The 11,826-nt window shown below is 33.9% G+C and carries 11 protein-coding genes; 3 read left to right on the forward strand and 8 right to left on the reverse strand.

Going from position 1 to position 11,826, the window contains the following annotated elements; translation table 11 throughout:
• The first annotated feature begins 3 nt into the window (after nucleotides 1-3).
• Entirely contained in the window at nucleotides 4-936 is a 933-nt protein-coding gene (gene ligD / locus T335_RS0118205; protein ID WP_026478804.1) for a non-homologous end-joining DNA ligase, read from the forward strand.
• Between the two features lie 108 nt (nucleotides 937-1,044).
• Here ligD and T335_RS0118210 read toward each other — a convergent pair whose 3' ends face one another.
• The gene (locus tag T335_RS0118210; RefSeq protein WP_026478805.1) at nucleotides 1,045-2,871 is read right to left on the reverse strand and encodes a hypothetical protein; all 1,827 of its coding nucleotides are present in this window, start codon (nucleotides 2,869-2,871) and stop codon (nucleotides 1,045-1,047) included.
• The gene (locus T335_RS0118215; RefSeq protein WP_026478806.1) at nucleotides 2,855-4,933 is read right to left on the reverse strand and encodes an efflux RND transporter permease subunit; all 2,079 of its coding nucleotides are present in this window, start codon (nucleotides 4,931-4,933) and stop codon (nucleotides 2,855-2,857) included. Before T335_RS0118215 ends, T335_RS0118210 begins: the two co-directional genes overlap by 17 nt.
• A 320-nt stretch (nucleotides 4,934-5,253) precedes the next feature.
• Here T335_RS0118215 and T335_RS0118220 point away from each other — a divergent pair, with 320 nt between their 5' ends.
• The gene (locus T335_RS0118220) at nucleotides 5,254-5,826 is read left to right on the forward strand and encodes a TetR/AcrR family transcriptional regulator (RefSeq protein ID WP_026478807.1); all 573 of its coding nucleotides are present in this window, start codon (nucleotides 5,254-5,256) and stop codon (nucleotides 5,824-5,826) included.
• A 156-nt stretch (nucleotides 5,827-5,982) separates the two neighbouring features.
• Here T335_RS0118220 and T335_RS0118225 read toward each other — a convergent pair whose 3' ends face one another.
• The 5 genes from T335_RS0118225 to T335_RS0118245 all read right to left on the reverse strand — a co-directional run bounded on the left by T335_RS0118225 (nucleotide 5,983) and on the right by T335_RS0118245 (nucleotide 9,843).
• On the reverse strand, nucleotides 5,983-7,362 hold the full coding sequence (locus T335_RS0118225) for an S-layer homology domain-containing protein (RefSeq protein ID WP_026478808.1): 1,380 nt from the start codon (nucleotides 7,360-7,362) through the stop codon (nucleotides 5,983-5,985).
• Between the two features lie 305 nt (nucleotides 7,363-7,667).
• Entirely contained in the window at nucleotides 7,668-7,922 is a 255-nt protein-coding gene (locus T335_RS0118230) for a hypothetical protein (protein WP_026478809.1), read from the reverse strand.
• Nucleotides 7,923-7,935: 13 nt separating this feature from the next.
• Nucleotides 7,936-8,604, reverse strand: a complete 669-nt coding sequence (locus T335_RS0118235; protein WP_026478810.1) for an ABC-2 transporter permease — start codon at nucleotides 8,602-8,604, stop codon at nucleotides 7,936-7,938.
• Entirely contained in the window at nucleotides 8,597-9,463 is an 867-nt protein-coding gene (locus T335_RS0118240; RefSeq protein ID WP_026478811.1) for an ABC transporter ATP-binding protein, read from the reverse strand. Before T335_RS0118240 ends, T335_RS0118235 begins: the two co-directional genes overlap by 8 nt.
• A complete protein-coding gene (locus tag T335_RS0118245; protein ID WP_026478812.1) occupies nucleotides 9,460-9,843 on the reverse strand; it encodes a GntR family transcriptional regulator in 384 nt (127 codons plus the stop codon). The genes T335_RS0118240 and T335_RS0118245 overlap by 4 nt, the downstream gene beginning before the upstream one ends.
• A gap of 170 nt (nucleotides 9,844-10,013) precedes the next feature.
• Here T335_RS0118245 and T335_RS0118250 point away from each other — a divergent pair, with 170 nt between their 5' ends.
• Nucleotides 10,014-11,150: a glycerate kinase family protein gene (locus T335_RS0118250; protein WP_026478813.1), complete on the forward strand. Its 1,137-nt coding sequence runs from the start codon at nucleotides 10,014-10,016 to the stop codon at nucleotides 11,148-11,150.
• A 144-nt stretch (nucleotides 11,151-11,294) separates the two neighbouring features.
• On the opposite strand, the gene T335_RS0118255 is transcribed toward T335_RS0118250, so the two are convergent.
• Nucleotides 11,295-11,612: a hypothetical protein gene (locus tag T335_RS0118255; protein ID WP_026478814.1), complete on the reverse strand. Its 318-nt coding sequence runs from the start codon at nucleotides 11,610-11,612 to the stop codon at nucleotides 11,295-11,297.
• Nucleotides 11,613-11,826: the final 214 nt, after the last annotated feature.

Here is an 11,826-nt window from a genome sequence, read left to right on the forward strand (position 1 = left end):
ATTATGGCTAAATTGAAAGAAAGACATCGAGTGACAATAGAAGGACGGGAACTAGATATAACCCATCCAGACAAGGTATTATGGCCAGATAAGGATATTAATAAGCTTCAATATCTACAATACTTAATTGAAGTTTCTCCCTATATGTTACCCTTTCTTAAAGAGCGTCTTTTGACAGTTATACGCTATCCAAATGGAGTAAAGAAAGAGCCCTTTTACCAAAAAAGCTGTCCCGATTATGCCCCTGATTTTGTTCCTACTCATTTACATGATAACATTAACTATATTATCTGTAATAACTTGCCTACCCTTGTTTGGCTTGGAAACCAAGGAGCAATAGATTTACATGCTCCTTTTAACAAAATTGATTCGGATCAACCTTCTGAAATTGTTTTTGATTTAGACCCTCCGTCTAGAGAAGAATTTCAATTAGCTGTAGAGGCAGCTTTAATGATGAAGGAAATTTTCGATAAGCTGGCGTTAATTTCCTTTGTAAAAACCTCTGGCAATAAAGGCTTACAGCTGTATATTCCTTTACCCGATAACACTTATACCTACGATGAAACTCGAATTTTTACTGAGTTTATAGCAAATTACTTAGTTAATAAAGAACCTAAATGGTTTACGATAGAAAGAATGAAAAAGAAAAGGGGCAATCGTATGTATGTAGACTACATTCAGCATGCCCCTGGTAAAACAATTGTTATTCCCTATTCTTTAAGGGGAAACGATGAAGCCCTAGTTGCAACTCCCCTATTTTGGAGTGAGGTGTCTGCTTCATTAAAACCCACCAACTATCCGATGGATAGCATCATTGAAAGAATTGAAAAAAAAGGTTGCCCCTTTAAGGACTTTTGGGATAGTAAAGGAAGGCAAGATTTTTCTAGTGTAATGACATGGCTGAAGGATACCTTGCCTCAATTAAAAGGTAAATAATCTACAAGCTTAAAACTTGTTTTCACAATTTAAGATGAAATAATTTAAGGATTATTTAGATGAATTAAGATGATTTATGATGATTTAAAATGATTTTTCCAAAAGTGTTTACCTTTTGAAAAGCTTTAAGAATCTAGTCCAGATGTTTTCATTTACGCTCTCTACTTCTTGTGCTTCAATAACGATGGGTTTTTCAATAGACTCACTCTTCATGACAAATTGTACAGCAGTAGTTCCACTATTTTTATCTGATACAAAGGAAACTGCCTTAAAATCTGATTTATCATATTGACCCATAGCTTTATCTATTTCTGATTCGATCTGCTGTGGCAGATCTTTAACTCCATCACTTAGAGCTTCCGTACCACCGTAAAGCTCCTTAATACCTTGGTGGATATCTAATGCACCTGAAGATATGTCTGAAATTCCTTCATCTAAGGAGCCGTAGCCATATGCCAACTGATTTACACCACCTGTGTAGGCAACTAACCCAACATGAAATTCATTATAGTTTGCCGCCAGTATAGAAAGTCCAGTAAATAATTCTAACATTTGTGTCTGACCTTCTGCTTCTGTTGCCCCTTTCATTTGGAGGCTCATTTCTGTTAAAACCCCTTCTATTTTTTTGTTGGAGGCTATAATTTCTTCTAGTCCCTCTTCCATTGCCTTAAAAGCGGGATTAACAGCTTCATAGGTCCCTTGCACTGTCTTTCCTGCCTTATAAAATGCCACCAACTGATCAATTAATTTCTTTTGGTCAGCATTTGCCATATATAAGGCGGTTAACTCTTCTTGAGAAATTTCACTATCGGGGATTTCTAAAATTGCAGACTTTAAAGCCAAATGGGCTTGAGAAAAACCTTCCCTTAGCTCAGTTAAGCCATCCGTAACAGCTGTCAATGCCAAAGCCAGTTCTGAGAGTCCATCTGACAACTCCACTAAAGAGGTTAAGTCCACTTCTTCTGATGGTTGTTGTAAGGATGAATCAATCATATTTAAAGCTTCCTTAATCTCCTTCGAACCTTCAATAAGATCTTTAGAGCTATGATCTAAGTCACTTAGTCCTTCATTGAAATCTGATGAGCCTATTTCTAAGGTAATTGTGCCTTCTTTAAATTCTGCCGTACCTTTCTCTAGTTTAGCAACGCCATCATTCAACAGGATAATTGCTTCTGAAAGTTCTAACATCTGACCTGTCATTTCCCCAGTATCAAAGTTATCCATCATCATTGTAAAGGGAACTGCTGATATTTCTATACCCTCCATAGAAAAGTCAGTTACATCTGCTGTAATCCTTACCTTTCCTTCGTTTCCCGGCAATATTGTGTAGGTAATCATCCGATTACTTCCTGCATTTGCAATCGTACCTCCTTCAGCAATAATATTACTAGAGGTAGAGGCATCTAAATTTAAGGATACCTGTAGTAAGTAATTTTCGTAAAACCTTGAATCTATTTTAGTGTTTTGACTAGTGTTTAATATAATCTCTAAGTTTCCTGCTTTTCCTGCTAAATCAGCAGGCGGTGTATCCTCTCCATTAAGGAAATATTTTAGTTCGATATTCCATGGTAGTTCCTTTTCTTTCAAAGTCCCTTGATAATAAAAAAGTCCTTCTTCCGCCCCTACTGACACTTCTCCATTTTTGCTAATTAGTTCTTGCGTATTAGTTAAGTTTTTTAAGGCAACAAAATTGCCATAATCTGTTACAACACCAGCTTGAGGTAGCTCTAAAATGTTAACCACATATATCTCTTTAACTCCACCATCAGCTTGAAGAGTACCGTAGATTACCTCTTCTCTACTACTAACCTCTATAGGGTTATTAGGAACATTATTGGGTAAAGATGGCTGAGAAACCGCTCCTTCACCTAATAGGGGCACAATGATCACCATCAGAATAACTATAACCGCAACACCTTTATATAATTTCTTCATAATTCCTATCTCCCTTCAAAAATTCTGACCTATAGCTTGTTTTGCCTACAACGCCATCAAAAGTTACTAAAAGAGCTGGCAAGAAAGCTACAACTAAAAGCATTGACAGTATCGTTCCTCTTCCAATTAACGTCCCCATTTCTGCAACAATAGGATTACTTGAAGTTAGCCATAGGGTGATTCCTGCTAAAGATAGAATTGTGGCAGAAATCAATATCGAACTAAAGGTATCTCCTAAAGTTTTGGCTATAGCAGCTTTTTTGCCGAGTTTTTTTCTATTTACCATGTAGTTACTGCTTAATAATATAGCATAATCTACTGTGGCCCCCAATTGTACTGTACTAATTACTAAATAACCAATATAACAAAGGGGATTACCTGCAAAATAAGGTACTGAAAGATTAATCCATATAGCAGATTGTATCGTTAAAAGCAGTATGATAGGCAAAGAAATGGACTTAAATGTAACCATAAGGACCATAAAAATTGCTATTATTGCAGCTATATTTACCATTAAGTTATCTCTAATAACAACATTTTTCATATCATAGAGGGTCACACTCTGACCTGAAGAGTAAAAGTCATCTCCATAATATTGATGGGTTATATGATGGATTTCCTCCACCAATGCAAAGGCCTCTTCCCCCTCTTCTGCAGTATTGGTATAGGCAATGATTCTACTATAGTTTTCTGAATAAAATTGGTCGGTAATAGCCTTTTCTAAAAACTCAGCTGGGATAACCCTACCTACTGTTTCTGCATAAGAAAGAACAGTAGTAACCTTCTCTAAATTTTTAAGTTTTTCACCCAGCATCTGTTCCTTCACCACATCCCCTTTAGGGACCAACAGTACCACTGCAACAGATTTTCCAAATTCTTCATTTATGGCTTTGGCATCCTGCCCACTTCTACTATTGGGGCTTAGTTCACCAGTACCATAAATAAAGTCGTTTTCTCTTTGGGCCATAAAGCTAGGCACAATAAGTAAAAAAACTAATATTAAAACCGGTAGTTTAATTTTATTAACAACCTTATTAACATTCTTAAACTCTGGTAAAATTTTTCTGCGTTTTGTTTTGTCTATCCAATGATAACAACTTAAAGTTAAGGCTGGTAAAAAGACAACCACAGATATAAAACTTAAAACGATCCCCTTAGCAAGATTTATCCCAAGGTCTGCTCCTATTTGAAATTTCATTAGCACAAGGGCGCTAAATCCAAATAGGGTAGTGGCAGCACTGGCGGCAATGGCAGGAAATGATTTTTTGATGGCCAGCTCCATAGCTTGATTAACATCTTCAGTCTCTCCTCTAAACTTTTCAAAACTATGAAGAAGAAATATGGCATAGTCAAGTGAAACTGCCAACTGTAAAATTGGACTTACAGCCTTTGTAATAAAGGATATTTCATCAAAAATGATATTTGTACCCATATTGATTAAAACAGAAATACCAATGGCTCCTAAAAACAAAAGAGGTTCTATCCAAGAGCTAGTGGAGATAATTAAAATCAAGATAATAACAGGTACCAGTATTAGCATTGCCTTCATGGTCTCAGTGTTGGCCATCCCTTGAGTTTCTGCTCTATCTACGGCAACCCCAGCAAGCGCATGTTCATCACCTATAATCTTGTAAATCTCTTCGGTTATGGGGACTTCTTCCCCCTCCCGTATAGTAATGGATAAAAGGGCATTATTATCTTTATAGTAGCCCTCTAGCATTTCTGCCCCCACCATTTCAATAGGAACTTTTAAGTCAATGATGTCATCTAGCCATAAGATTTCAGATACACCATCTATTTCCTCTAGTTTTTCTTTGTATTCAAGGGCTTCTGCAATCGTAACATTCCTTAACATAATCCTAGCATTAGGTATAGCTTCTTTAAATTCTGATTCCATAATTTTTAAAGCCTCAGTGGACTGTGCAGATTCTGGTAAATAATCTACCATATTGTAGTTAACCGAAACTCCAAACTGCAATAACCCGCAAATTATGGTAGCTGTAACAAATAAAATGATAATCAGCTTCTTATGTTGAATGATCGCTTTAGATAGTATCTCCATAATTTCCCTCCCATTTAGTAATCAACACGCTGTTGTATAATAACCATAAGTATATTATAATAAACACAATGTTGGATTACAACAAACAGATTAGGGATAGATGCCTTTTTACCAACATTTATCATTAGTTTGTTGGATATTAATAAATTATTAATAATTTAAGAATCCCTATATTCTTCAGCATTATATTAACTATACATCTGAACATACTTAGCAGTTGGTAAATTTAAAATTAAATGGCACTTTAAATAGATTTAAACTAAAATAGATTATTTATAAAGAACTAAATGAACTTAAGACAAAACTTAGGGGGTTTATTAATGAAAGATAAAAAAGTTGACAGGAGAGTTAAATACACTAAGATGATGTTAAAAGAAAGTCTTATTCAGCTCCTTCAAATAAAGTCTATTGATAAAATTACAATTAAAGAAATATGTGAACTAGCTGACATTAATCGTAGCACCTTTTATTCCCACTATACTGATCAACATGACTTAATTAATCAAGTTCAGCAGGAGCTTTTAAAGGACATTAACGAATATCTAGATAATTATAATTTTAAGGGACCTGAAGCTGAATCTTTTCAAATGATTGTGAGTATTTTAGAATATATCGTTGCCAACGCTGAACTATGCAAAGTATTGCTAGGTAAAAACGGAAATAGAGAACTTCAAAAAGAAATTATGATGCTGGTCCAAGAACAGGCCCTAAGGGAAGTCTCCTATGAGAATAATATGGATGAAGAAACAATAGAATATTATACCCTCTTTGCAGTTAATGGAAGTATTGGAATCATCCAAAAGTGGCTTCAGGATAACATGAAAAAAAGTGCACGAGAAATGGCAGAAATGATTACTAAGTTAATTTTTCGTGGCGTTTACCCCACCCATTAACGAATGTTCTGCAATAAAAAAATCGCTGCTTAGTGTTCAACGAGAAATATATTAATTAATAAATGTATAAAACAAATATAAAAAGAACAAAGAAGGGAAACTACAGCATACTATAGATTCCCTTCTAAAATTATATAAATGAACTTTTATAATAGTCTAACTTTCTTCCCCATAATCAATAATAATTAAAATTGACTCTTCAGGAGGTTTTACATCGTAAATGGTGCCAACTTCCCCATATGCTACAACCATTCCCATTTTTATTTGAAGCATGTCTCTACCTTCTTCTTCTAATAGAAAGTTATAGCTATAGCCAATTTTAACGATTTCATTTTGAGGACTAACATAAAATTCAAACTCATGTTCCATTTCCTCTAGATCCATCCCCAGTCCATTTTCTTCTGCCATAAAATCAAAAACAGAAATATATTCTAGGGGCAACAGCAGTTTAGCATCTTCTAATGGCAATTTAATGATATATTTTGTTAATCTTGTTCCTTCTAATACAACTTCTCCTTCATTACTTATCCAATAGTTAGCATAATTCTTCAATATAGCTTCATCAATTTTAAATGAATCCATAGGATAATTTCCTAATTCTAACCAGACCTCTTCTTGAAAATCTTTCATATATAAAACATCATCAACCTTAATGACCTCTGTCTTAGTTTCATCAAAACTATATCTATCTTTAAGAATACTTTTACTTACTAAATGGAAATTGCCGTTATTAACTTTATTAATTTCCTCCTTCTCCATAACAACCTTTATATCCCTTATAAAGTCTGTAATTGAATAGATTAAACTCGTTTGTATTTCTCCCCTATAGGGTTTCTGATTATTTACAATTGCATGATATAAAGCAGGATGTTGTATTTCTTCATTACTCATAAATAATCTATAGATTATTACTGCTAATTCTTCTCTTTTTACCTTTTCCTTTGGTCCAAAGGTATCATTTTTTCTAACCTCCATTAATCCAAAAGCTAAAGCAATGTCAGTTTCTTTCTTAGCCCAAGTAGAAATCTCGTCAGCATCCTTTAATTCGTTTATATATGATAGATGGACTTCTTCATCCATCTTTTCCTTCATTATCCCTAATGAGCGAATCACCATTACAGCAATTTCTTCCCTAGTAATCTCTTTATTTATCCCAAATGTATCTTCAGAAATACCCTTTATTATCCCTTCTCTATGGGCGGCTTCTATGTACTTAAATGCCCAATGATCTGTTGGTACATCCTTAAAACTAGCTATATCTAAGCCTTCCTTCAGTTCAAGCTCCAGCACCCTTACAAGCATTGTCACCATTTCGGCACGGTTAACTGTTTTTTGGGGATAGAAATAACCCTGATCTCCTTTTAAAATATTATTCTCCTTTAATTCTACAATCGCACTTCTAGCATATGTACTACTTTGATCTATATCTTTAAAAATAATATTCTCTTTTGCAAAAACCCTAGCCATTGTAAAGATTTGTAGAATTAATGTAATACCCACCACTACCCTAACAAATCTAGTATGGTACTTTTTCATAATATCCCTCCACCACATTTTTATATCCAGTTATAAATCTTTACTTGCTTAATCATACTTAACTCTATGCTATCATAGTTTTATATCAACTTTCTAAGGTCAATATTTTCCATGTATTTGGATTGTATCATGATTATTCATTTTTCCTATAAAAGAATAGGTTATATCAAAAAATGAAAGAAGCCCTCTATTTTGAAAGGACTTCTTATCTTTTTGTCTTCTTATCTAGATATAATTAAACATACAGGAAGACTATAGCTACTACTTTTTTAAATATCTATTTACTTATCAAAAAGATTATGGACTTAAAATAGCCAACTATATATCCAAAATAGCACCAATAATAAGCCCAAGATCCATGTAGGAATACCCCAAATAAGACTTAACTGTTTTTGTAGCCCATAATATATTGAAGCTAATACCATTGTGATTCCAGTAATCAGCAAGATTATTACTGAAGGTATTGCTATTAAACTATTAGATAGGGTTGTTAGTATAAAATAGATCAACGCTGATCCGCCACTAACAATTCTGCCCTTTTCTGTTGTTACTCCAAGCATGATATCCTCTCCTTTAGAAATCTCTTTTTCTATATATTCTTGAAGATAGCCCCATAGAGGCGACTAAAAGGACAATGGCAATAAACATCAATAATCCGTAGAATAAACCATTATCGTTACTTTGGTTCATATTGATTAAAGTATTAATGACAGAATGTCCCTTAGATTCACTAAGTTTTGTTATTAAAATAGTGGGACCAAAAAAGAATCCTAAAAATACAAAAGTGTTGTAGGCTCTAGCTTTAATATACCCAAATTTATAATAAATAGGAAGATAGAAGGCGATAAATAAACTTACACTTATCAAGGCAATGTAGATTTCTTGCTGAGTGATGATATTTATATTTCCAATTTGCAATTTCGAAAATAAATAACCAATTAAAATAATGATTAAACAGTTAATCATAGAAAATAAAATAGAGGAAACATATTTAGCTGAGACAATTGTTTTTCTAGTTATAGGTAAACTGTTAAAAATAACCTCTGTATTGTTCTTATCATCGGCAGCACATCCCCCTTGTATAAAATTATAGCTGGAAGCTAATATCCCCATAATGTAGGCACCACTGGCTAAACTTCCGCCCCCCATTCCAAAGGCAATAAAAATAAATATACCGTATAAGGCTGTAAATAGATATGACTTTTTTTGAATAATGGCGTCTTTTAATATTAAGCTAATCATTTATATTCCCCCTAACTGAATAGACCATAATATCTTCTAAGGTAGGTACTTCAAATATTGCCGAGTCTTGTAATGCAGCCTTTAACGTTGGATTATTATAGATTAATGCTTCAAACCCAAATCCATGCTCCTTAAACCCTATAAAGTGTTTTTTTATCTCAGAATCCAACTTATTTTTATCTCCCTTTACAAGTCTATAGGATTCTAATATATCATCCTTGGTCTTGGTAAAAATTAATTCGCCCTTATCAATAAAAGTGATATAATCTGCTATTTTATCTAAGTCTCGGGTAATATGGGTTGAGAACAGTATACTTCTTCTCTCGTCTTGTATGATGTCGTAGAGAACATCTAATAGTTCGCTTCTAATAACGGGGTCTAACCCAGATGTAGGCTCATCCATTATAATTAGTTCTGCATGGTGGGACAGGGCGATGGCTAAGGAGTATTTCATCTTCATACCCTTAGATAACTCTTTAATTTTTAATTTTAGGGGCAGATTAAATTCCTTAATGTAGCGGTTAAACTCCTTTTCATCCCAACTTTTATAATGGGGTGCAATAATATTTTTAATCTCTCTTAAGCTAAGTTCCTCATAAAAGTAATTTTCATCATAGACAAAACCAATCTTATCTTTAATCTCTTTTTCATTTTTTTCTAGGGTCTTATTAAAGATTTTAATTTCACCACTATCCTTCTGAATTAAGTTCATCAATAATTTGATTGTTGTACTTTTGCCAGCTCCATTTGGTCCTATAAACCCCATAATATAGCCAGGCTCTAAACTAAAACTGATATTTTTCAATGAAAATTCTTTATAACTTTTAGAAAGATTTTTTACTTCTAATATATTACTCATTCACTACCTACCTCCTTAAATAATACAGATAACATATTCTGTACTTCCTCTTCTTTTAATCCTAAAATGCTAGATTCTGCTACGACTTCAATTAATTTTTCTTCAATTAATCTAAGTTTTCTTTCCCTTAGTAGCTCTTTATTTTGAGCTGCTACAAAAGACCCTTTCCCTGCTACAGTTTCAATAAAACCGTCTTTTTCTAACTCTTCGTAGGCCCTTTTTGTTGTAATTACACTAATCTGTAGGTCTTTGGCTAGGCTTCTGATAGAAGGCAGGGCATCTGTCTCTTGTAATTCTCCCTTTAAAATCATTCCCTTTATTTGATTGACAATCTGCTCATAAATTGCCTCAGGGGATGCATTAGAAATAATTATTTTCATCTCATCTCCTCCGTATATACTGTACATATTATATATATACAGTATATACATCTAGATGTCAATATATTCAATAAAAAAATTTCTATTTTAATTAATTTCCATTATCTGTTGAATTTGATATAATTGAGAAAATTACATGTGTAAGTCTATAAGTAAGGGGGATCTAACCTATGAAAATCATTATTGCACCAGATTCTTTTAAGGAAAGCATGACAGCTCAAGAAGCTGCCAATGCCATAGAAGATGGGATTAAAAAAATACTGCCTAATGCTGATTGTATCAAAGTTCCTATGGCAGATGGTGGTGAAGGAACAACACAATCTTTAGTGGATGCAACGAAGGGTGTACTTTTTAAAAAAGAAGTTCTAGGACCTTTAGGAAACCCAGTAGAAGCCTATTATGGTATTTTAGGAAATGGGACTACCGGCGTATTAGAGATGGCCTCTGCCAGTGGACTTCAATTAGTACCTAAGAATAAAAGAAATCCATTAATCACTACCACCTATGGAACAGGGCAACTTATTAAGGCTGCTTTAGACCATGGGGTTAGGCATTTAGTGATTGGCATAGGCGGCAGTGCCACAAATGATGGAGGTGCTGGTATGCTACAAGCCCTTGGCATAAAACTCTTAAACAAACAGGGGGAAGAGTTACCCTTCGGGGGCGGATATTTGGACCAGTTGTTTCAGATTGATACGACAGGCATCGACCCCCGTCTTTCAAAAACCGTCATTGAAGTAGCCTGTGATGTTACTAACCCTCTAACTGGTAAAACAGGAGCATCCTACATATTTGGTCCTCAAAAAGGAGCAACCCCCGAAATGGTCTTACACTTAGATGAGAATTTAAAACACTATGCTAAAATAATTAAAGCTCAATTAGGTAAAGATATTAATGATATTCCTGGTGCTGGAGCTGCTGGAGGCTTAGGAGCAGGCTTAATTGCTTTCCTTTCTGCAAGATTAATGAAGGGAGTAGAATTAGTAATACAACATACCCACCTTGAAGAAAAACTAGTGGGAGCAGGTCTGGTCATTACTGGTGAAGGTAGTATTGATGGCCAAACGGTGTTTGGGAAAACCTTATTTGGTATCGCTACAGTTGCAAAAAAAAATGGTGTACCCGTTATCGCATTAGGAGGCTCTATTGGTGAGGGCTCGGAAGTTTTATATGCCCATGGTATTAATGCTATTTTGGGTATTCTACCTTCTACATGTAATCTTGATAAGGCCTTAGAAAAAGGGGTTGAAAACTTAACTCGAACTAGTGAGAATGTAGCTCGGATGATACAGGTATTTGGCATATAAGGTTTTAGAAATAGAAAAAGGAGTCCCTGCTATTGATTTGCAAGGATTCCTTTTATTTTACAGTTATATATTATACTGTTATTTTCGTATTTTTTGCTTTTGATGTTTTTTTACTTTTCATATTAAATGGAACAAATTAAATAATTAGTTTCCCGCTATACTGTTCCCTTCTGCTAAATAATTTTTTAAATATGCTACAGCTTCTTCTATATATTGATCTAATTGCTTCTTAGTTACTAATATTCTAATTGTCGTTGGCAGTACTTCGTATATTCGTTCAACAACCATTGCATATTTTAATTCACCATTTCCACTACCTAACGCCTTTTCTGCCTCAATTACTAAAGCTAATATAATTTTTTTAACTACTTCTTCATTAGATTTTTTGTAGAAATATAATAGACCGCCTACAAAAATAACCCCTAAAAGAATATCTATCCAATAATTTGTTAAAAAGGCCATAGTCTGTCCTCCCTTCTGTATCAATATTTTTACTGTATACTATGCAATAATATATTTTTTGTTATCATCACAGTTCTAGATAAAATATAAAGTGCACCCTTCCATATTAGTTCTAGTTCTTGATATGCTCCCTATTAGGTAGACAGATTAAAAAATAAAATCTGTTTATCTAAGGGGAGTATATTTATGTCCAAAACAAAAAGTTATTCAGCTG

It is taken from the genome of Alkaliphilus transvaalensis ATCC 700919 (genome assembly GCF_000621485.1).
GTDB classification, from domain to species: Bacteria; Bacillota; Clostridia; order Peptostreptococcales; family Natronincolaceae; genus Alkaliphilus; species Alkaliphilus transvaalensis.